Annotated in this window: 25 protein-coding genes; 7 read left to right on the forward strand and 18 right to left on the reverse strand. The window is 60.7% G+C overall.

Annotated elements, in window-relative coordinates; all coding sequences use genetic code 11:
• Positions 1 to 25: 25 nt before the first annotated feature.
• From P3T17_RS09790 to P3T17_RS09830, 9 genes are all read right to left on the reverse strand, one after another.
• Positions 26 to 1663 (reverse strand): AMP-binding protein, encoded by a 1638-nt coding sequence (locus tag P3T17_RS09790; RefSeq protein WP_429406280.1) that lies wholly within the window; start codon positions 1661 to 1663, stop codon positions 26 to 28.
• A gap of 17 nt (positions 1664 to 1680) precedes the next feature.
• A complete protein-coding gene (locus P3T17_RS09795; protein WP_429406281.1) occupies positions 1681 to 2085 on the reverse strand; it encodes a RidA family protein in 405 nt (134 codons plus the stop codon).
• Positions 2082 to 2525, reverse strand: a complete 444-nt coding sequence (locus tag P3T17_RS09800; RefSeq protein WP_429406283.1) for an acyl-CoA thioesterase — start codon at positions 2523 to 2525, stop codon at positions 2082 to 2084. Before P3T17_RS09800 ends, P3T17_RS09795 begins: the two co-directional genes overlap by 4 nt.
• Positions 2522 to 3736 carry an acyl-CoA dehydrogenase family protein gene (locus P3T17_RS09805; protein ID WP_429406285.1) on the reverse strand — a complete coding sequence of 405 codons (1215 nt, stop codon included), beginning with the start codon at positions 3734 to 3736 and terminating at the stop codon, positions 2522 to 2524. Before P3T17_RS09805 ends, P3T17_RS09800 begins: the two co-directional genes overlap by 4 nt.
• Before the next feature lies 1 nt (position 3737).
• A complete protein-coding gene (locus P3T17_RS09810) occupies positions 3738 to 4589 on the reverse strand; it encodes an enoyl-CoA hydratase family protein (RefSeq protein ID WP_429406287.1) in 852 nt (283 codons plus the stop codon).
• Positions 4590 to 4615: 26 nt separating this feature from the next.
• Complete coding sequence (locus P3T17_RS09815; RefSeq protein ID WP_429406289.1) at positions 4616 to 5176, reverse strand: MarR family winged helix-turn-helix transcriptional regulator; 561 nt, start codon at positions 5174 to 5176, stop codon at positions 4616 to 4618.
• Positions 5173 to 5964 (reverse strand): SDR family NAD(P)-dependent oxidoreductase, encoded by a 792-nt coding sequence (locus P3T17_RS09820; protein WP_429406291.1) that lies wholly within the window; start codon positions 5962 to 5964, stop codon positions 5173 to 5175. The genes P3T17_RS09815 and P3T17_RS09820 overlap by 4 nt, the downstream gene beginning before the upstream one ends.
• Positions 5961 to 8336 (reverse strand): bifunctional salicylyl-CoA 5-hydroxylase/oxidoreductase, encoded by a 2376-nt coding sequence (locus tag P3T17_RS09825; protein ID WP_429406293.1) that lies wholly within the window; start codon positions 8334 to 8336, stop codon positions 5961 to 5963. The genes P3T17_RS09820 and P3T17_RS09825 overlap by 4 nt, the downstream gene beginning before the upstream one ends.
• A 157-nt stretch (positions 8337 to 8493) precedes the next feature.
• A complete protein-coding gene (locus tag P3T17_RS09830) occupies positions 8494 to 9249 on the reverse strand; it encodes an SDR family NAD(P)-dependent oxidoreductase (RefSeq protein WP_429406489.1) in 756 nt (251 codons plus the stop codon).
• 114 nt (positions 9250 to 9363) lie between these two features.
• Here P3T17_RS09830 and P3T17_RS09835 point away from each other — a divergent pair, with 114 nt between their 5' ends.
• Complete coding sequence (locus P3T17_RS09835) at positions 9364 to 10269, forward strand: LysR family transcriptional regulator (protein WP_429406295.1); 906 nt, start codon at positions 9364 to 9366, stop codon at positions 10267 to 10269.
• A gap of 292 nt (positions 10270 to 10561) precedes the next feature.
• Here the strand turns inward: P3T17_RS09835 and P3T17_RS09840 are convergent, their stop codons facing one another.
• Positions 10562 to 10999, reverse strand: coding sequence for a hypothetical protein (locus P3T17_RS09840; protein WP_429406297.1), 438 nt, complete (start codon positions 10997 to 10999; stop codon positions 10562 to 10564).
• Positions 11000 to 11254: 255 nt separating this feature from the next.
• On the opposite strand from P3T17_RS09840, the gene P3T17_RS09845 reads away from it, so the two are divergent.
• Positions 11255 to 12421: an aspartyl protease family protein gene (locus P3T17_RS09845; RefSeq protein ID WP_429406298.1), complete on the forward strand. Its 1167-nt coding sequence runs from the start codon at positions 11255 to 11257 to the stop codon at positions 12419 to 12421.
• Positions 12422 to 12558: 137 nt separating this feature from the next.
• Complete coding sequence (locus tag P3T17_RS09850; protein ID WP_074267183.1) at positions 12559 to 12948, forward strand: surface-adhesin E family protein; 390 nt, start codon at positions 12559 to 12561, stop codon at positions 12946 to 12948.
• Between the two features lie 89 nt (positions 12949 to 13037).
• Here P3T17_RS09850 and P3T17_RS09855 read toward each other — a convergent pair whose 3' ends face one another.
• The 6 genes from P3T17_RS09855 to P3T17_RS09880 form a co-directional block, all read right to left on the reverse strand.
• Positions 13038 to 14699 (reverse strand): thiamine pyrophosphate-binding protein, encoded by a 1662-nt coding sequence (locus P3T17_RS09855; protein ID WP_429406300.1) that lies wholly within the window; start codon positions 14697 to 14699, stop codon positions 13038 to 13040.
• Positions 14692 to 15933 carry an MFS transporter gene (locus tag P3T17_RS09860; protein ID WP_074267185.1) on the reverse strand — a complete coding sequence of 414 codons (1242 nt, stop codon included), beginning with the start codon at positions 15931 to 15933 and terminating at the stop codon, positions 14692 to 14694. The genes P3T17_RS09855 and P3T17_RS09860 overlap by 8 nt, the downstream gene beginning before the upstream one ends.
• A 26-nt stretch (positions 15934 to 15959) precedes the next feature.
• The gene (locus tag P3T17_RS09865) at positions 15960 to 16853 is read right to left on the reverse strand and encodes an ABC transporter substrate-binding protein (protein ID WP_429406302.1); all 894 of its coding nucleotides are present in this window, start codon (positions 16851 to 16853) and stop codon (positions 15960 to 15962) included.
• A 113-nt stretch (positions 16854 to 16966) separates the two neighbouring features.
• Positions 16967 to 17371 (reverse strand): putative quinol monooxygenase, encoded by a 405-nt coding sequence (locus P3T17_RS09870; protein WP_429406303.1) that lies wholly within the window; start codon positions 17369 to 17371, stop codon positions 16967 to 16969.
• Between the two features lie 98 nt (positions 17372 to 17469).
• On the reverse strand, positions 17470 to 18594 hold the full coding sequence (locus P3T17_RS09875; RefSeq protein ID WP_429406305.1) for a porin: 1125 nt from the start codon (positions 18592 to 18594) through the stop codon (positions 17470 to 17472).
• A gap of 269 nt (positions 18595 to 18863) precedes the next feature.
• Entirely contained in the window at positions 18864 to 19790 is a 927-nt protein-coding gene (locus P3T17_RS09880) for a LysR family transcriptional regulator (RefSeq protein WP_429406307.1), read from the reverse strand.
• Between the two features lie 352 nt (positions 19791 to 20142).
• Here P3T17_RS09880 and P3T17_RS09885 point away from each other — a divergent pair, with 352 nt between their 5' ends.
• Positions 20143 to 21687: a carboxylesterase/lipase family protein gene (locus P3T17_RS09885; RefSeq protein ID WP_429406309.1), complete on the forward strand. Its 1545-nt coding sequence runs from the start codon at positions 20143 to 20145 to the stop codon at positions 21685 to 21687.
• 26 nt (positions 21688 to 21713) lie between these two features.
• Here P3T17_RS09885 and P3T17_RS09890 read toward each other — a convergent pair whose 3' ends face one another.
• Together P3T17_RS09890 and P3T17_RS09895 are read right to left on the reverse strand one after the other, a co-directional pair.
• Complete coding sequence (locus tag P3T17_RS09890) at positions 21714 to 23165, reverse strand: MmgE/PrpD family protein (RefSeq protein ID WP_429406311.1); 1452 nt, start codon at positions 23163 to 23165, stop codon at positions 21714 to 21716.
• Positions 23166 to 23223: 58 nt separating this feature from the next.
• The gene (locus tag P3T17_RS09895; RefSeq protein WP_429406312.1) at positions 23224 to 24933 is read right to left on the reverse strand and encodes a carboxylesterase/lipase family protein; all 1710 of its coding nucleotides are present in this window, start codon (positions 24931 to 24933) and stop codon (positions 23224 to 23226) included.
• 436 nt (positions 24934 to 25369) lie between these two features.
• Here P3T17_RS09895 and P3T17_RS09900 point away from each other — a divergent pair, with 436 nt between their 5' ends.
• The 3 genes from P3T17_RS09900 (at position 25370) to P3T17_RS09910 (ending at position 26274) form a co-directional block, all read left to right on the forward strand.
• Positions 25370 to 25627: a hypothetical protein gene (locus P3T17_RS09900; protein ID WP_074267190.1), complete on the forward strand. Its 258-nt coding sequence runs from the start codon at positions 25370 to 25372 to the stop codon at positions 25625 to 25627.
• A 63-nt stretch (positions 25628 to 25690) separates the two neighbouring features.
• On the forward strand, positions 25691 to 25951 hold the full coding sequence (locus tag P3T17_RS09905) for a hypothetical protein (protein ID WP_074267191.1): 261 nt from the start codon (positions 25691 to 25693) through the stop codon (positions 25949 to 25951).
• A 62-nt stretch (positions 25952 to 26013) separates the two neighbouring features.
• The gene (locus tag P3T17_RS09910) at positions 26014 to 26274 is read left to right on the forward strand and encodes a hypothetical protein (protein ID WP_074267192.1); all 261 of its coding nucleotides are present in this window, start codon (positions 26014 to 26016) and stop codon (positions 26272 to 26274) included.
• Positions 26275 to 26297: the final 23 nt, after the last annotated feature.

A 26297-nucleotide genomic window follows, 5' to 3' on the forward strand; every position in this document is an offset into this window, starting at 1 on the left:
AGGAAGAACGTGAGGCTACATCGTATTACAGGGTGCGCAGGGCGAACCGTTTGAGCTTGCCCGTTTCGGTGCGCGGCAGTGAATCGACGAAAGTAATCAGGCGCGGATATTTGTACGGCGCAACGCTATTCTTCACGAAATCCTGCAATTGCGCGACCAGATTGTCGTCTCCGGTATAGCCGGGATTGAGGACGATAAACGCTTTGACGACCTGGCCACGCGTTTCGTCCGGTGCACCGATTACGCCGCATTCCGCCACCGCATCGTGTTGCAGCAGCACGCTTTCCACTTCCGGACCGGAGATGTTATAGCCGGCGGAGACGATCATATCGTCGGCGCGTGCCTGGTAGAACACGTAACCGTCGGCGTCCAGATAGACAGAGTCGCCAGGCAGGTTCCAGCCGTCGCGCACGAACTTCGCTTGCCGTTCGTCGGCCAGATAGCGGCAACCGGTCGGTCCGCGCACGGCAAGCTTTCCGATGGTGCCGGGTGGCACGGGCCGCATGGCATCGTCGACGGCTTGCACGACATATCCGGGGACGGCGCGTCCGATTGCATGTGCCCGGGTCTCCGCGCCCGCGGCTGAAATGAAAATATGGATCAACTCGGTCCCGCCGATACCATCGATCATTTCAATGCCGCTTGCCTCGCGCCATAGCCGCCGTGTCGAATCGGGCAGCGCTTCGCCAGCGGAGACGGTCTTCTTGAGGCTCGAGATATCGAAGCGCGGTATCAGCGGCGCCATCTGCCGATAGAAGGTCGGCGCCGTGAACATGATCGTGGCGCGAAAGCGTTCGACGGTTTGCAGTAACGTCTCCGGTGTGAGCTTCTCGATCAGCACCGTAGAAGCGCCGACGCGAAGCGGGAAGGACAGCAGACCACCGAGTCCGAACGTGAAGGCCAGTGGGGGCGTGCCGCAGAACACGTCGCTAGCGGTGGGCTTGAGTACGTGGCGCGGGAACAGGTCGCACATCATCAGGACGTCGCGATGAAAGTGCATGCAGCCTTTGGGTAAGCCTGTTGTGCCGCTGGTGAAGGCGATCAGGCAGACGTCGTCGCTTGCGGTATCGCAGGCGCTGAAGTGTTCTGGTTTGCTCGCGGCAAGTGTTTCCAGGGAGTCCGGAGCATCGTCGTGGAACAGGCGGATCTGCTGCAGATCCGGACAAAAATACTCGTCTTGTGGATTACGGCAACGCTCGAGTTCCTCGGTCAGACGTGTGTCGCACAAGGCGGCACTGATCTGCGCCTTATCGATGATCTGCTTGAGTTCCTTGGCACGCAGCAGCGGCATCGTAGGCACCAGCACAAGTCCCGCCTTGAGCGCGGCCAATGCGGCGACTGCCATCTGCAAGGTATTCGGCCCGCGCAGCAAGACGCGGTTGCCCGGTTGCAGCCCCATCTCATCGACCAGCACATGTGCGCTACGATTCACCAGCGTAAGCAGTTCGCGATAGGTAGTCGCTTGAGGCACGCCATTTACGTCCGACCAGATCGCGGGACGCTCGCCGTGTCCAGCCTCGATCGTGCGGTCAAGCAACTCAGTCGCGCAGTTAAAACGCGCCGGGTACGCGATGTCGGGATTGTCGAGCAGAAACACCGGCCACTGATCCTGCGGCGGCAGATGATCGCGGGCAAAGGTATCGACGTGAGCTGACGGTTCCATGAGGTTCTCCCGGACGGTTAGCTGGCTTCGTGGGGGATCACTGCAGTGGCTTCGATTTCGACCTTGGCTTCGTCTTCGATCAGCGCGACGACCTGCACCGCGCTCATGGCGATGTCGTAGTCGCCGATCAGCTCGCGAAACGCGCGGCCGATGTCCTTCAGCGCCGCGAGGTATTCGCGCTTGTCGGTCACATACCAGGTCAGGCGCACCAGGTGTTCCGGCTTGCCACCGGCCTCGTTGAGCACGGCGACGATGTTGCGCAAGGCTTGAATAGCCTGAGCCGCGAAGTCGTTTGACGTGAAGCGCGCCTCGGCATCCCAGCCGATCTGCCCGGCGATGAAGACTTGCGTCCCGACGGCCGCGACGCCGTTTGCGTAGCCGCGCGGTTTGACCCAGCTGGCGGGGAGAAGAGGTTTTTTCATGAGCGTGGCTCGTCGATGAGGGCAGGCGGTGGAGCGAAGGACGCGAGCGCGCTCGCGATGTCGTCGGGAATATCGATGGACTGGCCGGTCTCGAGCGAAGTGGTTACCAGCACCTGATGCGCGCGAAAGCGCACTTCGTCATGGCAATGGCCAACAATGCCGATCCGGATCGAACGGCGGCCGATTGAGTTCACCGTCAACGTGAGCATGACTGTCTCGCCCATGCGGCTGGGCCGCGAAAACTCGCAATCAAGCTTGACGATCGGCAAGCCGATGCGGCGCTGGCCGATCATATGCGCGTACTCGATTTTCAGGCGCTCGGTGAACCAGTCTTCCACCAGTGCATTCGTCAGCACGAGATATTGCGGAAAGAACACGATGCCGGCCGGATCGCAATGCGCGAAACGGATGCGTACGGGCATGTCGAACGTGGCGCTCATGGCTTGCTCTTGCTGTCCTGTTGGGCGGCAGCGTGTGCCTTCAGCAGGTCACGGCCCACGATCAGCTGCTGCACTTCGGTTGCGCCTTCGTAGATGCGTAAAGCGCGAATTTCGCGATAGAGCATTTCGACAGCGGTGCCGCTTTGCACACCCATACCACCCCACAGTTGAACCGCTGCGTCGATCACTTGCTGCGCGCCTTCGCTGGCGTGCCACTTTGCCATTGCGGCTTCGCGTGTGACGCTTTCGCCCTGGTCACGCAACCAGGCTGCGCGATAGACGAGCAGGGCGCTGCTGTCGATGGTCAGCGCCATCTGCGCGAGCTTCGCCTGGGTCAGTTGAAAATCGCCGAGCGTCTGGCCGAACATTTTGCGCGAGGCTGCACGCGTGAGACCCTCGGCCATGGCATGGCGCGCAAAGCCGAGCGATGCCGCTGCTACCGAGGTGCGGAAAATATCGAGCGTGCGCATGGCCAGTTTGAAGCCTTCGCCGGGTTCGCCCAGCATCTGGCTGCGCGGCACGCGTGCGCCGGCAAAATGCAGGCGCGCGAGCGGATGCGGTGCGATCACGTCGATGCGCTCGGCGATTTCAAGGCCCGGCGTGTCGGCATCGACAATAAACGCGCTGATGCCGCGTGCGCCAGGCGCCTCGCCGGTTCTGGCAAACACGACATAGAAGTCGGCGATTCCGCCGTTGGATATCCAGGTCTTGTCGCCTTCCAGCACATAGGCGTCTCCGTCTTCTCGCGCGGATAATGCCATCGCGGCGACGTCCGAGCCTGCTTCCGGTTCCGACAGTGCGAATGCGGCAATGGCCGTGCCGTTCGCGACCCGCGGCAAATATCGCTGCTTCTGTTCGTGCGTGCCGCCGAGCGAGATCGCTCCCGAGCCGAGCCCTTGCATGGCAAGCGCGAAGTCGGCGAGACCAGAATGCCTGGCAAGCGTTTCGCGCAACAGGCAGACGGCGCGGGTGTCGATGGTGTCGCCGTGCCCACCATATGCAGTGCCGCCGACGCCGTATTTCAGCCAGCCCGCAGCACCCAGTTGGCGCACGAGACGACGGCAGGTTGCGTCGACATCGCCGCCATGTTCCGCGTCAGCGAGATGCTCGCTGCACCACGCTTCGATGCCAGCCGCGAGTTCGCGATGACGGTCTTCGAAGAATGGCCACGCCAGCGCGCTATGGAGATCGGTCTTGCCGGAAGAGCTCAATTCAGTCTCCTTCGAACACAGGACGCGTCTTTGCCGCGAACGCACGGTAAGCACGTTCGAAATCATGCGTGCTCATGCAGATGGCCTGCGCTTGCGCCTCGGATTCGATTGCTTCGTCGATGCTCATGCTCCATTCCTGGTGCAGCATCTTCTTGGTGATGCCGTGCGCAAAAGTCGGCCCGGCGACGAGCTCGGCGGCGAGTTTGGCGGCTTCGTCGAGCAGCGCATCGGGTTCGCACAGACGGTTATAGAAGCCCCAGGCGTAGCCTTCGTCACCGCTTGCCGAGCGGCCGGTGAACAGCAATTCCGACGCGCGTCCCTGACCGATGATGCGCGGCAGGATCGAGCACGCACCCATATCGCAGCCGGCCAGACCCACACGCGAAAACAGGAACGCGAGCTTGCTACGCGCGGTGCCGAGACGCAAGTCGGAGGCCATCGCGAGAATGGCCCCTGCACCCGCGCAGACGCCGTCGACGGCGGCGATCACAGGTTGCGGGCAGTGGCGCATCGCCTTCACGAGATCGCCGGTCATACGCGTGAACAGCAGCAACTCCGGCATCGGCAGATCGATCAGCGGCGCGATGATGTCGTGCACGTCGCCGCCCGAGCAGAAGTTGCCGCCCGCGCCGTGAATCACGACTGCCTTCACATCGGTTGCGTATGCCAGCTGGCGAAACAGGTCGCGCAACTCGGCATACGATTCGAAGGTCAACGGGTTCTTGCGTTCGGGACGGTTCAACGTGATGGTCGCGACCTTCGCGTTCACCGACCAGCCGAAGTGTTTGGCTTCGTAGCCCGCCAGCGTTACGCGATTGCCGTCTAGCAATGCGTCGACGTGGGATCGTGTCATGGATATCTCCTCCAGTTCGGTGCCGCTCAACCCTTGAGGTTGTCGAGCAGATGTTTCTTGAGCTTGCCCAGACGCTGATGCGTGCGCGACTTCTCATCGAGGCTGAGGCCGCCGAACATCTCGACGACCCATTGTTCATGCGCCACGGCCATGCGGTCGAACAGCTTGCGGCCTTCAGGTGTCAGGCGCACGCTGATCGAGCGGCGATCGTTTGGATCCGCATCGCGTACCACGAGGCCTTCCTGTTCGAGCTGATCGGTAATGCCGGTGACGTTGCCGCCTGTGACCATCAACCGGCGCGAGAGTTCGGTCATCTTCAGGCCGTCCGGATGACGTTCGAGTTGGGCCATCAGATCGAAGCGGGGCAGCGTGGTGTCGAATTCGCTGCGCAGGCGTTTACGTAGTTCGGCTTGCACGAGGTTGGTCGTGGTGAGCATGCGCAGCCATAGACGCAGGCCCATATGGCTGTCGACGCCCGTGCTCATTTCCATGTCGACGACGTTTTCCGCAGGCTTCGCGACGCCTTTGCGTACCGCGGGCTTTGCTTCTGCGGATGCCGCCTTTTTAGCGCTAGCTGAACGGGTCATGTGACTTCTCCCCCCGAGACGGAAATGGATTGACCGGTTATCGCTGCCGAGCCCGGCATGCATAGCCACAGGGCGGCGTTGGCGACTTCGTCCGGTGCAACAAAGCGTTGTTGCGGGTTATTGCGCAACAGGATGCTGCGTGCTTCTTTCTCGCTACGTGACGTCTTGCTGGTGATCTGGTCGAGCGAAGCGCGCAGCAGTTCGGTCTCGGTATAGCCGGGGCAGACGGCGTTGACGGTAATGCCTTTGGTCGCGACTTCGAGTGCGAGCGAACGCGTCAGCCCGATCACACCATGCTTTGCCGCGCAATAAGCGGCGACGTAGGCGTAGCCGATCTGTCCAGCAGTGCTGGCGATATTGACGATGCGGCCATAGCCGCGCTCGAGCATGCCCGGCAGTACCGCGCGCGTGCAAAGGAATACGCCAGTGAGATTGACGTCGAGCATGCGCTGCCAGAGCGCCATGTCGGTCTGTGTGAACGGGGAGGCTTGTGCCTGGCCCGCGTTATTGATCAGGACGTCTACAGGACCGGCTTGCTCGAATGCGGCAATGACGGCGGCTTCTTGCGCCACGTCCAGCGTGATACACGCGAGTTCGTCTGCTGCACCGCTTGGGCTTATCGCAATTAACGCGTCCCGTTGCGCGGCTAGACGCGCGGCGTCGCGGCCCATCAACGTGACGCGCGCCCCGGCGCGCACCAGCGCCGCAGCGGTGGCAGCGCCGATGCCACTTCCGCCGCCGGTTACGACCGCGTGTTTTCCGACCAGTCCGGAGAGTTCTGTGTTCACACCGTTCCTTCTGCGCGTTGTGCGCGTTCTTGCGGCGAGAGGCCTGCGTTTGCCGCGGCCTGAGCGCGCTCGCGCTCGAGATTGCGTTCGAGTTGCGACTTCGCTGCCGTGTATTGCTTGGGCCACATCACATCGAAATAGCCAATTTTTGCGGCTTCGTTGAGCGTCCAGGAAGGATTCGCCAGATGCGGCCTTGCTATCGCGCACAGATCCGCGCGGCCGGCGGCGATGATGCTGTTCACGTGATCCGCTTCGGAGATCGCACCGACGGCGATTGTCGCAATACCGGCTTCGTTGCGGATGCGGTCGGCGAACGGCGTCTGGAACATGCGGCCGTAGACGGGCTTTTCTTCTTTGCTAACCTGGCCTGAAGATACGTCGATCATGTCCGCGCCTGCTGCCTTGAAAGCGCGGGCGATTTCTACCGCGTCGTCCGGCGTGGTGCCGCCGTCTACCCAGTCGTGAGCGGAAATGCGTACGGAGATAGGTTTGTCTTGCGGCCAGACTTTGCGGATCGCAGCGAACACTTCCAACGGATAACGCAGGCGGTTCTGCAGCGAGCCACCGTATTCGTCGCTACGCTGATTGGTTAGCGGCGAGAGGAAGCTCGACAGGAAATAGCCGTGGGCGCAGTGCAGTTCGAGCCAGTCGAAGTCCGCTTCCGCGGCCATTTCCGTTGAGCGGACGAATTGCGCTTCGATTTCGCGCAGATCGTCGAGGCTTGCTTCGCGCGACCATTGGCTGACGCCGCGCAGATACTGTTGCGGCGAAGCCGACACGAGAGACCAGTTGCCGTCGGGCAGCGGCTGATCGATGCCCTCCCAACTCACACGTGTCGATGCTTTGGCGCCTGCATGCCCTAGCTGCATGCCCATCTTTGCATCCGACTGCTGATGTACGAGTTCAACGATGCGCTTCCACGCGGCGAGATGTTCCGGTGCGTACATGCCGGGGCATCCCGGCGTAATGCGCGCCTCAGGCGACACGCAGGTCATTTCCGTCATCACAAGTGCGGCGCCACCCATGGCGCGCGCGGCCAGATGCATGAGGTGATAGTCGCCGGCGACACCGTCTACGGCGGAGTACTGCGCCATCGGCGAGACCACCACACGGTTCTTGAGCGTCACGCCGCGCAGCTTGAACGGTGTGAACATTGGCGGGACGGAGTGTTTTGCCGGCGCGCGTTCTATACCGGAGCGTGATGCAAGCCAGTCTTCGAACCCGGACACGTAGCCCGCATCGCGCTCACGCAGATTTTCATGCGAGATGCGCTGTGAGCGCGTCAGCAGCGAATACGCGAACTGCTCCGGTTCGAACGCGGTATAGCGGTCGACGTGCTCGAACCACTCCGTCGAATTACGTGCCGCGTTTTGAATGCGCAGCACGCCGACGCTGCGCACTTCGGTGTAGTGCTTGAGCGCGGCGGCCAGATCGCCGGGATGCGCGTCGATGCTGTTGGCGAGTTCAATCGAATCTTCCAGCGCGAGTTTGGTGCCCGAGCCGATTGAAAAGTGGGCCGTGTGAGCGGCGTCGCCCATCAGCACGACCGGTGTGTCCGGGGTGCCGTTGGCATTGCTGCGCCAGTGCACCCATTCCCGATTGACCACGCGTGGAAAGCGAATCCATTGCGATGAGCCGCGCAGATGCGCGGCGTTCGAGAGCAACGCATTGCCGTCCAGATACTTGGCGAACAGCTTCTCGCAGAAGGCGATGCTGTCTTCCTTGCTCATCTCGTCGAGGCCGGCAGCACGCCAGACGCGCTCGGGTGTTTCGACGATGAACGTGGAGGTCTGATCGTCGAACCGATAGGCATGGGCCTGAAACCAGCCCCATTCGGTTTCTTCGAAAGCGAACGTGAATGCTTCGAAAAGTTTTTTCGTGCCTAGCCAGACGAAGCGACAGTCGCGCATGTCGATGTCGGGCTGGTAGGTCGCGGCATACTTCTGACGAATGGCGCTGTTCGCGCCGTCGCAGGCGATGATCAGATCGGCCTCGTAAGCGTCGTCGTCCGTTACCTGGGTTTCGAACACGAGTTTGACGCCGAGTGCTTCGCACCGCGCTTGCAGGATATTCAACAGGCGCTTGCGGCCGATGCCGCAAAAGCCATGGCCGGACGAGCGGATCTTTTCGCCGCGGAAATTGATCTCGATGTCGTCCCAGTGATTGAAGGCGTCGAGTATGGCGTCCGCGCTGGGTGCGTCCGCTGCGCGGAGGTTGCCGAGCGTCTGGTCTGAGAACACCACGCCCCAGCCGAACGTGTCGTAGGGCCGGTTGCGTTCGATGACCGTGACCTCATGCGCCGGGTTGCGGCCCTTCATCAACAGCCCAAAGTACAGGCCGGCCGGTCCTCCTCCAATACAGACGATGCGCATGCTGATGCTCCAGTTGCAATCTGGAATGTAATTTAGTCCTCGATATTTTAGATGTCAAGTAAATCGTGGGGGAGATGACTACAGGGGGAGGCCTGCAGAACTCATGTCCGGACCGCGAGTTCGCTTTCAAAAAGCGCCCTCGCGGTCTCCATTCCACTCAAACCTGCGCCATGCCCCCGTCAACAAAGAATTCAGCGCCAGCGATGAAACTCGCTTCATCCGAGGCAAGGAAGAGTACCGCGTTGGCGATTTCCTCAGGGTTGCCAACGCGACCGAGAGGCACCTGTGCCGCCATGTGATCAAGAAGCCCCTGTTGCTGCGCTGGGTCATTGCCCGCAAGTTCGACAAGCCCCGGCGTCTTGATCGGCCCCGGGCTCACCACGTTGACACGGATACCGCGATCCTTGAGATCGAGCGTCCAGCTGCGAGCGAGATTGCGCACGGCGGCCTTCGATGCACTGTAGATGCTGAAAGCGGCTGTCCCGGTCGATCCCGTAACGGATCCCGCCAAAATAATGGACGCTCCATCCCGAAGCAGCGGAAGCGCCTTCTGGACCGTGAAGACAACCGCTTTCACGTTGCGTCCGAAGGTGTCGTCGTAGTGCTCTTCGGTGATCGATCCAAGCGGCAGCATCGAACCGCCGCCCGCGTTAGTGAAGAGCACATCGATATGAGAATGCTTTTGCTGAACCGCGTCGTACAGACGATCGATGTCTTCAAGCTTCGACATATCGGCACGCACACCGGTCACGCGGCCACCGATCTTTCTGGTCGCGGCATCCAGTTCCTGCTGGCGACGGCCGGTGATAAAAACCGAAGCCCCTTCGGCCGCGAATCGGGTGGCTGTCGCAAGGCCAATGCCACTGGTGCCGCCGGTTACAACCACGACCCTGCTATCAAATTTGCCAGTCATTTCAGTTCTCCTTGAGTTCCAGCGAACAGCTCGCTGCGTTGGAAACATCATGCCGGTGGGACAAAGCTGGCGGTAGACGGTTAAAATGGACATGATTGTTCCAAAAATGGGTCAATGAGCATGAAAGACGTCAACGACTACGTGCTTTTCGCGGAGGTGGTCACGCATGGCGGGTTTGCTGCGGCCAGTCGCGTTCTGCGCACGCCCAAGTCCACGGTCAGCAGGCGCATCGCGGCGTTAGAGCAACGGCTTGGGGTAAGGTTGATTGAGCGTTCGACCCGTCGGTTCAGGGTGACCGACGTTGGACAGACGTTCTACGAGCGCTGCCGGACCATCCTGCTCGACGTGCAGCAGGCCGACGCGGTCGCTTCAGAGGCATTGGGCGAGCCGCAAGGCGTCGTGCGATGCAGCTGCCCGCTAGGACTGGTGGAAGTGCTATCGACGTCATTCGCATCGTTTCTGTCGCGTTTCCCAAAGGCCACGCTACAGGTGGTGGCGGCGGACCGTGCAGTTGACCTGATCGAAGAAAGGATCGACGTTGCGATTCGTGTGCGTGTGAAGCTCGACTCGGATGCGTCGCTGATCATGCGTACGCTCGGCTATTCCTCGCGTATCCTGGTTGCCGCGCCGAAAGTGGCCTCGCTGTGCGCGGGCGGCGACATTGCGATCCTGAACGAGGTGGCAACGCTCGCAACCACAGACCAGATGGGGGAAATTGTGTGGGAGTTTCGTGGTCCGAAGGATGAGTCCTTTGCGCTTCGACATCAACCCCGTATGACCTGTGTGGACTTCGCCGCACTGCGCGATGCCGCCGTTGCCGGACTTGGCGTGGCGCTATTGCCTGACCATGCCTGCCGTGACGCACTTGATGACGGAAAGCTTGTCCACGTATTTCCGCATTGGACGACTCCGGTCGGCATCATTCATCTGGTTTTTACAACGCGCCGAGGCTTGCCACCCGCTGTGCGTTCGTTTATCGATCACCTGGCTTCGACCTTCAGTGATGGAACACCTCGGTGATAAAGTCAAAGCCGCTCCGGATTCAGAAGGCTTTTATCCATGGTGACCGGTACCGGTGGTGTGGTATCCGAAGAGCTATTGCAAATTGTATGGATTGCTAAGGAAATGTAGAGAAGATCGGACGGTGATATGGCAGGAAGAGCAGATTGATTTGTGATCCAGGTATATTGGTTCAGTTACGATGGCGGTTGCCTGGATTCCGCAAGCGATCATTTTTAAACCGCACTTTTGTTATTGGTCCATGAATAGACGACTAGAGCATCCTTACTGCGAGGTTCTGCGTTTCACGGGTTTAATCGGAGTCGCCGCCTTGATGGCCGCCGTCCTTAGCCAGGCAGTTGCCGCTGCGCCAACCGACACGCCCGCCGATCGTGCCGCTTCCGTTGTCGCCCAACTGCGGGATGCATCTTCCGTCAATCACGCCACAGGTTGCGCTGCGCGTATTGCCGAGGGCGATATCGAATCCGGTGGACTGAAAGGACGCTTCCTGATCGCGACGGATCCCGGTATGCAAACCGGCATCATCAAAACGACGAACCTGGGGCTCCTCGATTTTTCCATCGGCGTTACGAAAACGGGTGTCTGGGTTCGGGACGGAAATGCGACGATACGCGACGCCGATTTCCCAGGCTTCCGCGCCGGCCTCGTGAGCGAGATCTACTGGGCAAGCGGCGGCCTTGCCAATGCATGCTGGCCTGCCGAAGTGCGATACGTTGGCGAGGAGCCACAAGGCGCAGACGTGGCGGACATTCTCGAGGTCGTGCCTCACGGCGGCAAGGTCACAAAGGTATGGGTTTCGCGCGAGTCGCATTTGCCGCTCAAATGGACGCGCCGTGACGAACCGGCTGTGGCGACTACATCATACGCAGCGTATGGGAGTGGTACGTCATACGGGATCCCCCTTGAGCAGACATTCGTCGATCGTGACGGCACGCGTTGGGTGTTGCATACGAAGCGGGTACGCCGGTCAGTCCCGCCGTCTGACGTGGCCGCCCTTTCTACAAAACCTCAAACCCGCTTGACCGACTACGGAATCGACTCGGCAACCACTACAACCGTGCCGATGCGGATCGAAGGCCAGCTTTACGTCGACGTGTTCCTCGACGGCAAGGGGCCGTTCAACTTCATGGTCGATACAGGTGCTACGCTGCAGTTATCCTCGAAGACCATCGCCCAGCTCGGTCTAAAAGCCTTAGGAGAAGGGAGCGACACCGACATCGATGGAAATGCTTTTGTTGAGCGTATTGTGAAGCTCCCGGAGTTTCGTCTTGGCGATGCTCACATACGTGGCTTGTATGCGAAGGAGGCTGATTTGGGCGGCGGCGCCAGCGGCGGACCCAGGCCGCTGGATGGCGTTATCGGCACCGAGCTATTGGACCGGTTCGTGACCACTTTCGACTATCCACACCATTCGCTGACGCTCGCACTTCACCCAAACCTGGGTGCTGCCGATGACGCGCGGTTTAGCATTCCGTTTATGCTGGACCACACCTTGCCGGTGACGACGGGTCAGATCAATGGCATACCCGCTCAATTCTGGATCGATACCGGGTTGAATACGGCAGTGGTTGTCAACGTGCCATTTGCTTTGTTTCATGCGGGACAGATGCCGAGCCGCAGGTATGATGGCGGGTCGATCCACGGTGCGTCCGGCAAGGGATCGCCTGTATTTCTGGGCCGGCTCGCATCAATCGAGGTCGGTCAGCTAACCGTACCGAAACCTGTCGCGCTGTTCCCTACTTTGAACGTGGGGCTGGTAAGCGACACAGAGACCGCTGGCGATCTCGGTGACGCTTTGTTCATGACGTCAGCTTTGACGTTCGACTATCAGGATCGCAAGGCGTGGGTCGTTCCCGACGCGACGGCGGCGCCCTCTGCGTCGAAAAACGTTCAAACCGGTATGAGAGTGGAAGTCGATTCGACCGGCGACGCCGTGGTCGGAGCGATTTACAAGGATTCGCCCGCGTGGGAGGCTGGACTCAGGAAGGGCGACCAGATCACAGCGATCGACGGGAATGCGGTGTCGCAGGATCTGGTGAATGCTACGAGGCAGAAGATCTCTTCCGGTGAACTGAAGTCGGTGCGGTTGTCGGTGCTTCGCGACAAGGCCAGCTTTGACGTCGTCGTGCGACCGCGCGATTACATCCAATGATCCGGACCACGCTCGGCGCACAGGCCCGCAGCGCGCCTCATGGCTCGTTAAATCACGTAACGCAGGGTAATCAAGCTCAAGATGCAATCGAAATCTGTCCGATCTACACTGATGCTCCTCTTAAAGTAGGACCGAAAATGCTCAAGAAAGGGGTAATCTGCGCCGCGCTGCTGTCCATGTCGATGACGGCATTGGCGGAGAACTGGAAGGTATTTCAATGGAACAACGATACTACGCTCAGGTACGACACCGAGTCGATCACGCATAAGGGCAAAATCACTGCCACGTGGGTTTCCGCCACTTACGCGCAGCCTGCCGTACGCCCCGGGTACAGCGTCCCGCTCACCAGGCAGGTGTCGCATTGGATCTTCAACTGCGCCGACAAGACGACTGCCATCGGCCAGGTCGTGTCTTACGGTGCAGACGGTAACCAGGTGGATTCAAACCCCGGCGATCCAAACGACTTCCGTAGCGTAACGCCGCACTCGGTTGCCGATGCGATGATGAACACGGTGTGCCCACGCTGAACGAGGCGTGGCAAAAACTGGCTAGACGTGTATCGCACAACGGGCGGCACAGCGGCTCCCCGCCGCCGCACCGCCCGTCGCTATAGCCGTCATTCAAGTCGCAGCGCAGGCGTGATCTGTCGTGGATCCGTACGCAACTCGAGCAAAGCGGGAATACCGGCCGCCTGCGCCCGAGCGAAAGCCGCGGGAAAATCCTCAGTACGCTCGACCACTTCACCGAAGGCCCCAAACGCGTGAGCCAGCGCGACGAACCCGGGATTCTGCAAGCTGGTGCTGGAGATCCGTCCAGGATACTCACGCTCCTGATGCATACGGATTGTTCCGAGCATGCCGTTATTCACCACGATCACGATAACAGCCGCGCCGTACTGTACTGCTGTCGCGAGTTCTTGCGGATACATCATGAAGCAACCGTCGCCGGCAAAGCACACTACCTGACGTTGCGGGTGCTTCAGCTTGGCGGCGACCGCCGCAGGCAACCCGTAACCCATCGCACCGCTAGTCGGTGCCAGTTCCGTTGCATGCCGGCGATAGCGATAGAAGCGATGAACCCACACGGTGTAGTTGCCCGCACCGTTGCTGACCAAAGCATCGTCAGGCAACACGTCGTTCAGATGGGCCACTACCTGCGCCAGATCCACACCGCTGTGGTCGGGGTGTGGCGGTTGCGGCGTCGAGTGCGCGAGGTAAGCGTCGCGGGCGGCCCGAGTCCACGCGGACCAGTTCACGTCGACACCGGGCAGCGCGTCTAGCGCCTTCGCAAAGTGGCGCATGCCGGCATTGATGGCTAGCCGTGCCTGATACACCCGGCCCAGTTCGTTTGCATCGGCATGGACGTGAACCAGCTTTTGCTTCGGCACAGGGCTCTGCACCAGCGTATAGCCGCCGGAACTGACTTCGCTCAGGCGCGTGCCGACGGCGATCAGCAGGTCGGCCGCCTTGACGCGTTCAGCCAGTTGCGGCGAAATTCCGAGTCCGATCTGCCCTACGTAGTTGTCCGTACGATTATCGAGCAGATCCTGACGTCTGAAGGAGGCCGCCACGGGCAATCCGTAGCGTCGCGCAAAGCCCAGCAAGTGCGCACAGGCCTGCTCGTCCCAGCCGGATCCGCCTACCACCACCAGCGGCTGACGCGCTTCGCCTAGCAGCGTCTGCAAGGCGTCCATGTCTTCGGCGGTGGGCGCGGCCTGGACCGCCTGCGAGGGATGGGCATCACCCACTACGCCTGAACCGAACAGGATATCTTCGGGTAGCGCGATCACCACCGGGCCTGGCCGTCCTGACATCGCGACACTGAAAGCGCGTGCCAGTACTTCGGGAATGCGCGCCAGGTCTTCAATCTCCGTCACCCACTTTGCGATGCCGCCGAACATGCGCCGATAGTCCACCTCCTGGAAGGCCTCGCGCCCCAGAAAGCCGCGTTCGACTTGCCCGACAAACAGAATCATCGGCGTCGAATCCTGGCTGGCGGTGTGCACCCCGATGCTGGCATGCGTCGCGCCTGGCCCGCGTGTCACAAAACAGATGCCCGGACGGCCCGTCAATTTGCCATAGGCATCGGCCATATTGGCAGCGGCCCCTTCGTGACGGGCCACATAGGTGCGGATTGCAGTCGCATCGCGCAGGGCATCGAGTACCGGCAGATAGCTCTCACCAGGCACACAATAGACGCTGTCCACACCATTGAGGACCAACGCGTCGACCAGGATGCGACCACCGGTTCGGCCAGGCTGCGGAGTCAAGTCAGACATGTAATTCAAGCTCCTTGTTGCGGGTTTCGGGCATGGCCAGCGCGGCGATAAAAACCACCGCGTACGCGGCGGCGGCCCAGGCGCCTATCGAAGCGCCCAGACCGTATCCGGCACTGGTGATGCCGACCGCAGCCGGCACCAGTGACCCGGACGCGCGGCCAAAGTTATAGGAGAAGCCCCCCGCGCTAGCGCGAATCTGCGCGGGAAACAGTTCGGAAAAGCAGGCGCCCATGCCGGAGACGATGCCCGACTGGAACATGCCGACCAGAAAGCCCAGGAGCAGCATGGTCAGGCCCATGACAGGCAGGTAGGTGTAGCTGAGAATCGCCAGCGTGGCGCCGAGTGCGGACAGCACGAACGTCCTGCGGCGTCCGAGCAGATCGCTCAGATAGGCCGCACCGACATAGCCGCAAAACGAGCCGAGGATATTGATCGCGAGGTAGGTCGTGGTGTTGCCCACCGACATGCTGTGCGTTTGCCGCAGATACGTCACCAGCCAGGTTAGGATCGTATAGTTCCCACCTAGCGCTCCAGCAGCCAGCATCGAAGCGGTCAAGGTGCGGCCAATCATATTGCGCGAAAACATCAGGCTGAGATTGGTGAAGATGCTGGTTTTCTCGCGCACGTCCGCGGTTGCCTTAAACGCTTCGGACTCCGGTACATTGCGGCGCATCCAGACCACGGAGAGGGCCGGCAGCACGCCGACAAGAAACAGCCAACGCCACGCCATTTCAGCAGGCAACAGGCTGAAGATGATGAAATAGGCGAGCGCAGCCAACGCATACCCGATGGGCCAGCCGGCCTGTACCGTGCCGACTGCACGTCCGCGAATGCGCTTGTCGACCGCTTCGCCGATCAATACCGCGCCCGCTGCCCATTCGCCGCCGAATCCCAGCCCTTGTAGACTTCTCGTCAGCAGCAACTGATGGAAGGAGTTCGTGAAAGCCGACAAGCCGGTAAACACGGCGAACCATACGATGGTGATCTGCAGCACCCGCACCCGGCCGATGCGGTCGGCCAACAGTCCTGCAATCACGCCGCCGACGGCCGACGTGATCAGGGCCGCTGTGCCGACGATACCCGCCTGCGATTTGGTCATGCCCCACACCGTGATCAACGTTGGAATCACGAAGGCAAATAATTGGACATCCATGGCGTCCAGCGCCCAACCCATCAGACATCCCCAGAACGTTTGCCGTTGCGGGCGAGTCATGCTGCGGTACCACGCTGTCATTGTGTCTCCTGGTGTTTTTAGCTTTTTTATTGCGGCGCGGTTTCTGCGGGCGCTACTTCTGCGCTATCGACATGATGCCGCTGCAAGGACGCCGCCACGAAACCGGAGGACTTCATTTCCTCGACGAATTGCGTGAGATAGCGCGTCGCCTCGGGCCGGTTGCGGGGCGTGGCCATGGCCTGGCGGATCACCATGAAATTCCCGTCCAGCAGACGCAGTCCTGGCAGACGTGCGACGTCCGCCGCGAGCCGCTGTTTGACGCCTGCCGCGACTTCATAGTGCTGCGTGAGCATCATGTCGGTCACCAGTGACGGAGCCGGCGCCCGCACAAGCTGTGCGTTCTTGATGCGTCGCGAGAGATACAGATCGTAGACACTGCCACCGCTGATAGCGATGCGCACGCCGGCCCGGTCCACATCGGCGTTGGTGTTGATCTTCGAATCCTGAGGCACCATATAGACGCCCTGGATAATCACGTACGGCGGCGTGTAGTCCATATACTCTGCCCGCTCGGGATCGATGCCGACGAATCCAACGTCCCACTGCTGTGCCTGGACACCTGCCGTGACCTTACCGGCCGCGTTGTAGATGACGAAGCTAACCGGCACGCCCAAACGCTTGGCCAGCTCGCGCGCCAGATCGACCGAGATGCCCTCGGGTTGGCCGGTAGTGGTATTCATTGTGGCCAACACGGGGTTGCCGACGTTGATTGCGGCGCGCATCGTACCGGACGGTGCAAGCTCCGACACCACCTGGGCAGACGGGCGGCTGGCCTGTGGCGAGATTGTGCAGGCAGCCAGCGCGGCAACGCAGGCCATACAGACAAGCGCACCGCGCCGCGAAGCCATCCACGCACTGCTGCGCCGAAGTGCCGAGTACCGCCGTTGGCCCACCGTGTCATTCGGTGTCTTAAGTTCCATAGATCCTTGCATCATGAGTAGCGGTCCATATCAATGGTGAAATGCGTATGCGCACAACGCGGCGCAGTCGCCCCGGTGAGTCAACCAGACGACTGAAAAATGGTTACGCCGCTTCAAGACTGGCTCGCCGAGATTTCCGTATGAATGCGATCGTCGTACGGACTCGCCAGAAACGGGAAAATCCGGGTGCGGTAATCGCGAATCGCTTGAGAAGCGTTATGTGCATCGTAAGCCGCGCGGTCGTCCCATGTCTCTACTACGGTGAAGTGATTGTCCGTGCCGACCTGCAACAGAAGTTCGACATTGCGGATGCCGTGTTCCTGGCGCGTGGTCGCGAGATACCCCCGCATGATCGGCAGCGCCTGGCTCACCTGGGGACGGACGATGTCCAGATGCACCACGACAACCACAGGGCCATTGGCCGTATCGCTTGTCGCATCGGCCAGCGCCATATTGGCGCCACCCGCGCAGAAACAGCTCACCATCACCAGTATGACCACGCGAATCAAACGCTTCATTGCGCCTCCATCTTTTGAAGTATCGAAGAAAACTGCTTAGCCTTGCCACCTGAAGTCTTGCTTACGAAGTGCCTGAATGGTCCCGCTCGAACGTGTCTTCAGAATGAATGACGCATACCGAGCTGAAAGCCGGTTTCACCCTGTCCAGTCCCTGGCGTCAGGAAGGTGCCCGTCGTGGTTGCCGCATCGCCCATTTTGAACTGTGCGGTATGCGAGTTGTTGATCCGCGATGCAACCGCGTAAAGCGTCGTGCTCTTGGACAGCGAGTAGGTCGTAATCAGGCTGAACTCCTCGGCGTTGTTATGCAGCGAAGAGTCGTCCTGGATATACGCGTAGCCGGCACCTACTGTTAGTGCAGGATTGAACTGGTAGTCGGCAGAAAGGCTGTAGGTGTTGTGGTAGTTCCCCGGCGTATTGCTGACTGCACCCACAGCCGGATCGAACTTGCCGCCGGGGCTGCCGAGTGCGTTGCCCGTGGTGGCGGAAACCACGTCATTGGTGCGGAAGAAGCCCACATAGACTTTGCCCGATCCGTAGTTGTAGTTGCCGCCCGCCATCAACTGCTGGACGCGGTTGGTTTGCGTGGCATTCACCGCGTTCAGGTACGCCACAGCGACGTACACCGGTCCCTGCCAGCTTTGCACTGCCGCCTGGAAGATCCCGTTGCCGCCGGTATTGCCCGCCAGGCCGCCGAGCGAATAGTGGACTTCGACCTGGGTATGGAAGAAGGTTGGCGCAAAATAGGCGATGTCGTTATCGACCCGTGCCTGCCACTGCGCGAAATTATTGAAGCCCGAACCATAGGTGGCCGCGCCGAACGCATCCATATTGCCGCTGTAGAACCACATCGCGGTTTCCTGGCGGCCCACGCGGAAGCTACCGAAGCGGTCATCCGACAATCCAACCCAGGCCTGACGATCGAACATGCGAAACGAGTTCTGTTGTGCACCGGTGCTGGGATCGAAGCCGCCCTCAATGTCGAAGTTGGCCTTCATGCCGCCACCAAGATCTTCGACCCCCTTCAGGCCGTAGCGGCTGGTGGACAGACCGTTGCTACCCAACACCGTTAGCGATGTGCTCTTGCCTCCGACGGTGGACGATTGGTAGCCAATGTAGTTATCCAGCACACCGTAGAGCGTTACGGAAGATTGCGCGAATGCCTGGGGCGACGCGACCACACCTAGCAATGCACCGGCGGCACCGATCCTGATCAGCTTTTTCATTGGGTCTCCTTGAATACTATTATTTTGTTAGTCATGTTTAGTATCGGATCTAACGCCGATTTATATTTGTCTTCTCATGCGGGCCGCGCGCATCGCCGTATTGGCTGGCTGAATTCTTCCCGAACGGGTATGCGCTAGCAATACGTTTGACGCATAGCAGTTATGAAATTTTGCGGGGTGTGGCTTGTGCGCCCGATTGGCCATACCGGGTAAATACCCGTATATGGCAACACGTTGGCGAGCACGCCGGGCAGCAGGGTCGCGCGGTATCAGACCAGTGTCGCGCCGGCCCAGGCACCGCTATTCACGAGATGCACGATCTGTTGGCGCACCGTCTCCAGCACCTGGCGCTGGCTAGGGATGGGCGGTCTGTTGCGTGCGGAGATGATGGCGACGTCCCGGATGATCTCGGGATTGATGAGCGGCACGGCTTGCAACGTGCCTTTGCGCATTTCCTCTTGCACCGATACGAGTGGCAGGATCGTGCAGCCGCAGTTTTCCGCCACCAGTTGCTTGGTGATGTAGACGGAAGCGTCGCACTCCATGCTGAGATTGACGGACCTGGAAAAGCGGGCCGTCAGCGATTCCGCGAGAACCCTGAGTCCGTGGGGATGCGCGGGCAGAACCAAGGGCACGCTGGCGAGACGTTCAACCGGAAAGCCTTTGCCGATCGGGCCGAATTCGGGCGGCGCCACAAAATACAACTGCTCGCGCAGAATGACATCCGCGCCTAGCGACGCGTGATTTTCCGGCAGATACACGATGGCCGCGTCGATCTCGCCGTTCGCGATCCACTCCCGGATATAGCCGCCCAGGCCCTCCTTGAAGCGCATCTTGATGCCGGGATACTCCTGTTTCAAAGCCTTGCCGATCGATCCAAACAGGATCTTGGCAATGGTGGGCTGCGCGGCCAGCACGATGCTCGACGGCCCTTGATGCTCCGGCGAAGACAGATCGGCAGTGGCATGCTCGAGTAATTCCTTGACCTCGGTCGCGTATTTGACCAGACGATGCCCCGGCTCCGTTAGCACGACGCCGCGGCCGCTGCGATAGAACAGACGGATATTCAACTCCGCCTCAAGGGTCGAGATTTTCCGGCTCAAAGCCGATTGCGACAGGCCGACTTCAATGGCCGCTCGCGAGAAATTGCCGCTGGTCGCCACGCTGAGAAACATCAATAGATCTTCGGAGGTCATCTTGCAGTCCCGGTCAAACGCATGCCTTCCACCTGCTTCCTCCTGCTGGTGCGCGCGTGTCGGTGTGTGCGCTTAGGCGTCGTGGGACATAGTTGCATGATCGTGGAAATCTCACACTTAGCTTTCACCCGATATGATGCGGCGGGGCGACGGTAGCCCTAAGGGTTTGCGCCAGGTCTTAGGTCAACGAAGGGAATATATGGCGGCTTTGCCATTCCAGTGACAGCTGGCCGCCATGAATGCTGCGCCGCCCACGCGTCATTTGCAAAGCGTGCGTATTATCATCGACTCGCGATCGCGGTTCGCGATCGGACCTGCTGGGGAAACAGAACAACCGAAGGGAATTCTGCTCATGATCAACGTCATTCGGACGGCAGTTTTCATCGTGCTTGCGATGCTCACGCTCGACGCATTTGCGGCGCCGCTGGTTCAAACCCAAAGCGGCGAATTGAGCGGCGCCACGGAGGGGCATGTCCTCTCCTTCAAGGGCATTCCTTACGCTGCGCCACCGGTTGGCCCGCTGCGTTGGACTCCACCCGCGCCGCCGACGGCCTGGCAGGGTGTGCGCGATGCCACGAAGTTCGGCGCCAGTTGCGAACAGCCGCGGCGCAATTCGAAAGCGGTCATTCCCTGGACTGCGGAATATCTCGCCGATCCGCCGTTTAGCGAGGACTGTCTGTTCCTGAACGTCTGGACTCCCACGCTGCATCCTGCGGGCAAGCTGCCGGTCATGGTATGGATTCACGGCGGCGGCTTTTCGGAAGGCTCGGGCGCAGTGCCGGTTTACCGGGGCGATCATCTTGCGCAAAAGGGCGTTGTGGTTGTCACGATCAACTATCGGATGGGCCTGTTCGGCTTTCTCGCGGATAAATTGCTCGATGCCGAGCAAGGCAGTTCGGGCGAGTACGGCATGATGGATCAGGTCGCCGCGTTGCAATGGGTCAAGGCCAATATCGCGAGCTTCGGCGGCGATCCGGCCCAGGTGACGATAGAAGGGCAGTCGGCCGGCGCGATCTCGGTCCATCATCTGCTCGCCGCGCCGTCGGCCGAAGGGCTGTTTGCGCGCGCGATTGCAGAAAGCAACTCGTGGGGCGATACGACGCTCATCCCGCGTGAGCGCGCCGAAGCGGTTGGCGACAAACTCTCTGGCCTGAGCGGCGCAACGACGCTCGAGGCGCTGCGCGCGCTCTCTGCGGATCAGCTTCTCGCATTGCAGACGGATCCGCGTCTGGGCGATCACGTGCGCTTCTTCCCTGTCGACGATGGCAAATTCATTCCTGAAGGGACGAAGGAGCGGACTGATGTGCCGGTACTGCTCGGGTCTAACCATGACGAAGCTAGCGCCTTTAGCCCGACGTGGCAGATCAGCACGACCCAGGCTTACCAGGCAATGCTTGGCGATCGTTTCGCACCGGTGTCTGCGCGTTTTGCTGCGCTGTATCCAGTGAAAAGCGATGCGGACGTATCGGCGACGGTGCGGCGGTTATTGGCGGATTCTGCTTCGGCAGGGGTGATTGCATGGTCGCAGGGGCGCGACGGCCAGGCGGCACCCGCGTATGGCTATCGCTACACGCATCCAGAACCGGGCCCGCTTGCCAAGCGCTTTGCGACGTTTCATAGCTCAGAAGTGCCGTACGTATTCGGCACGCTGGAGTATGGTCATCGGCCGTTCACTGCGAAGGACCGGGAGATTTCGCATCAACTTCAGTCTTATTGGGTCAACTTCATTCGCACCGGCAATCCGAACGGGCCGGGTCTGATGACCTGGCCGCAGCTCGATAGCGGCAACTTCATGCAGTTGGGTGACAAGCAGGCGGTCACACCGTTGCTGTCGAAGGAGCAGCGTGATGCGTTTAGCGACTGGCTAGCGGCGGGTGGGCGGATAGGCTTGTTCTAAAGAGGACCGCCGTTAGCGCCGTTCGGTCACGTCGTGATCAACGGGCGCAACTGGCGGATGTTGTCCAGCGTCTCCAGCCTGTTGATCCGCTCGATGAGCTGTTCCGTTCTGGCAGCCCCGAGGACCGGAACCATCAGGTCACGCGCTTTCGCGCTAACGGCCTCGGTGCTGAGCGGATTCTCCTTGGTGCCGGGCGGGAACCTGGTGAAATGCTCGACGGTTCGTCCGACGGTCGTCGTGACCTGAACGATTCCGCCACGCGGTGCGGCCGGGTCCATCAGAGCAGCATCCGGCACAACGGTGATTTTCGAACGTTGCGCAAGAATGCGCGGATCGTGCATCAGCGCGACATCGTGGCTGTCGGCAAACGAGACCGCGCCCTTAACGAGCGCGACTGCAACCAGATGCTGGCAATTAACGTCTGGCATGGCACTTTCACCTACGATGCCCTCAGCATCGGTAGGAATCTTGACGACAATGCTGCGGACATTGTCCGGGGTAAGACCGTATTGCTTGCGCAACGTGAGGAATGCATCCAACGGCGACTGGATCGGATAGCCCACCGAATAGGTCTTGATTGCCGTCTCGGTGACGTAAAACCGGCTACCGAGTCCGTCGAGCATCGCTTCCGGCTTGGGATCGGTGGATAGCGCGATGAAGAGGTTATTCGTGCCGTCGAGCACATCGTTGACGCCCGTCATGCCTGCCTGCACCATCGTGACCGCTGTGACGCCATTGCGTGCGCCCATGCCGGCAAAGTCGAATGCCTTCTCGATGTGGTCCTTGTCCTTCACCCAACTCCAGAGTCCGGACACCTGCTGGGACGAATAGGAAATGGCATAGCGCATACCTTGCTCGTCGAGCTGCGCGAGAGATGCGGCGGCGCCGAGCGCCCCGAAAGTGGAGGCCGTGCCCTCGGCGCTGCGATGCGAGCCGCGCACCAGATCGGGTCCAAGCGCCATCAACAGGCGGCATGCAAGGTCGTACCCGAGCGCCACCGCGCGAATCAGATCCTGGCCACTACGGCCCTCGTATTCACCCATTGCTAGGGCGGCAGGAACGACCGAGCTGCCGGGGTGCGCCTTGGTGACGGGCTCGAAGTCGTCGGTCTCGTCGGAGTGCGCGCACATCGCATTGGCGAGTGCCGCGTTGACCGTCGTCGTGCGAAAGCGTGCGCCAATCACGGATGCTTGCGGTGTGCCCCCTAGTTCCTGCACGTACTTCACGGCCAACTCGCCCGGCCTCATGCGCGAGCCGGACACCATTGCGCCGAAGGTGTCGAGGATACGGTGCTTGCATTCCACCACGACCTGCTCAGGCAGCGCATTGTCGCGAGCCGCAGTCATATAGCGCGCAAGCCGGCCCGTTATATCAGCGTCTTCTGCCGCAAACAGGCGCACGGGAGATACCGCCATTGCGGCGACGGCACCGGCGTATTGAAGCACGCGCCGGCGCGTCACCGTTCGATCTTCTGACATGCAGTCCTCACTTCATCGTCGTGGCCGGCAAATCGTTTTGGCAAGCCGGCTGATTGATTTATTGCATCGAGGCCCAGAAGGCGCAGTGATGCTCGTTGCTGTAAGCGTCGCCCGATACGATTTCAGTAGCACCGCCCGCTAACAGACCGAGCCGTTGCGTTTTGGTCGTATCGTAGCGAGGCCAGTTCGGTTGTGACGCCGTGTTGGGATCACCGGCTCGCGCAAAGCTGGCCCAGTAATTCATCATCATGTGCGACAGCTTTGTTTGCGCGCTGGTAAGCGGCAGATAACCGCTCGACTGCCCCGCGGAGACTGGCGTGGACGCATCGCCGCGCCAGATGTACTGGAGTTCGGACGAGTGCGCGGCGCCAATCTCAAACGACGGCGTGATCACCATGTAGGGTGTATGCGGTGCCGTTTCGTCGCGGAACTCATAGGTGTAAGTGGGCACCCAGGCCGACAGCGCGTCTTCGACCGGAACCGAACCGCATGCAAAGCGCGAATCGGTTTGCACCGCGGCGAGCGCGACCCCTGGCGCCGGATACGCGGAGAGCGGATACTCGTTGAGCACGCGGTCTGCCTTGTCGCCTTCCATAGTGCGCACGTTCGACACATAGGTTTCAGGCGTTACCGGTTGGCGGATCATGTCATTGCCTTCGTAGACAAACACGCGGGTCTCGTGGCGCACATTGCCGACGAGCACGGGTACGCGATTGAATTTACCCGAGTGGAACGCATCGAGTACCGGCACAGGCTGAGCCTCCCCTCCGACTACGGGGCGCCAGTTCAGATTGGTTTTCGCTTGTGCGTCGATGATCTGAGCCGGCGTCTTCTGCCGTAGACAGGCTAGCTGGCTTGCTGCATCCGCGCAGCCGATCGCTTCGGCAAACGACTTGCCATGCGCAGCAGCGGTGTCATGGCTGATGATCGCGCAGTCGCCGATGCTCTCGATGACCGCCCGGTTGAATAGGCCCGCAGCGGCAGGCGACGCGAGCAGCCAGCAGACTGAGCCTGCGCCAGCCGATTGCCCCCCGATCGTGACATTGTTGGCGTCGCCGCCGAATGCGCCGATGTTTTGCTTGACCCATTGCAACGCGCGGATTTTGTCGAGATCGCCATAGTCGCCGCTCGATTGACCATCCGAGGATTCCGTGTCGAGCGCGGGCAGCGAGAGATAGCCGAGTGCGCCAAGCCGGTAGTCGACCGTTACGACGATATTTCCGTGCGACACGATCTGTACGGGTTGCATGTCGGTGCTTGCCCCGTTGATCCATCCGCCGCCGTGGAACCAGACGATTACGGGCAGACGCGCATCCACATGACGCGGTTTCCAGACGTTCAGGTAGAGACAGTCTTCATTCCAGCTCGCCGCGTTGCCGGGGCGCCAGAACACGGCCGCCTGTACGCATGCATTGCCAGGTTGGGTGGCGTCGCGAACGCCGGTCCATGCGATCGCGGGTTGCGGTGCGCGCCATCGCATATCGCCGACCGGCGGCGCTGCGTAAGGAATCCCTTGATAGACATCGACGATGCCATGCGTGCTGCCGCGCAGGGCGCCTTCGCTGGTTTTGATCACCACAGCTTCGGCGGTCGCCGTGCTGTTGCCGGCAGCTTGCGTGGCCGTGGCGGCCAGCATCAGCGTGCAGGCAACGCAGGCCACGCAGGCAACGTGGCTCACGATGGCGACACACCGGGTCAGGAAATTTCCAAGCGGACCGCGACTGTTCGAACTCAGGCGCGCACGAAAAGCGTTAGTGTCATTCGACATGCTGAATCGTCTCCTCTGAAGGTCGTTCCTCGGGCATGCGGTGTGCCGCGTGGTGGGCGTCTTCGCGATTCGCTGCCTTCGTGCCCACGTCGTTCTCGTTGATTCCTCAGTTGAATGATACCCGGACCGTGAAAAAGCGGCGGCCGGACGAACAGGCGGGACCTTCGCCCAGCGTTGCGCGGACTGTTCGGCCCAGGTGTCTGTCAACGGCGCACTGTTGTCACCCTCCCTGTCTGGCCATGAACAACACCCCGCTCAACGCTGCCCGCCTGGACCGAGGCCGGGACAACGTGGCCTTTCCCTTGTTCGGCAAGGCGCTGGGGCCCAATTGCACATGTCGGCTGCTCGCCTGGCACACCCTATGCATTAGCTGGTGTGAGCGCGACACCCGATGCTCACTTAACGTAACCCGCATAACACTTTAGGAGTATTAACCATGAAATCGACTCTCATGATCAAGGATCTGCCGATCGCCGAAGAACTCGACAGCAAGGCAATGTCAGCCGTGCGTGGCGGTAGCGCAATCTCTATCGTCGGCGGCAATGGCCAGAACGTGGTCGGCGGCGGCGGCTTTGCCAGCCCGACGACGGGCATCCAGGTTGGACCGGCCGTCAACACGGTCGATGCAAGCTCGCATCTCAACCTGAGCCTCCCCACCATCCAGAATTTCGGTGGCACCCAGCTGGTTGTCTAAACAATGTGCGTGCCAACCCCACGACGGGGTGGCCACATCAATCTTTTCTCCAAGGAGTTAATCATGCACTCGAACCTCATGATCAAAGATCTGCCCATCGCCGAAGAACTCGACAGCAAGGCAATGTCAGCCGTACGTGGCGGCAGCGCCATCGCTGTGGTCGGCGGCAATACCCAGAACGTGGTTGGCGGCGGCGGCTTTGCCAGCCCGACGACGGGCCTGCAGATCGGGCCGGCCGTCAACACGACCGACGCGAGTTCGCATCTCAACCTGAGCATCCCCACGGTCCAGAACTTTGGCGGCTTGCAAGGCGTATTGCTGTAACAGGTGCGCGCGTCACCCTTCGCGGAGGGTGACGCCCGTCCGCTCAACTCCAGGAGTCAGTCATGCAATCGACCCTTATGATCAGAGATCTGCCCGTTAGCGAACAACTTGACCGCAAGGGCATGTCCGCTATTCGCGGTGGCAGCGCACTCGCCGGCGTCGGCGGAAACTACGGCAACGTGTTCGGCGGCGGCGGCTTTGCCAGCCCCACCATCGGTATCCAGGTTGGGCCGATCGTGACGACCACCGACGCGAGCCAGCACGTCAACGTTAGCATTCCGAACATCCAGAATTTCGGCGGCTATCAGCTAAACGCGCTGTAATGTTCCGCGGTATCACCTTCCGG

The organism is Paraburkholderia sp. GAS82, from assembly GCF_050436285.1.
In the GTDB taxonomy this organism is placed as follows: domain Bacteria; phylum Pseudomonadota; class Gammaproteobacteria; order Burkholderiales; family Burkholderiaceae; genus Paraburkholderia; species Paraburkholderia phenazinium_B.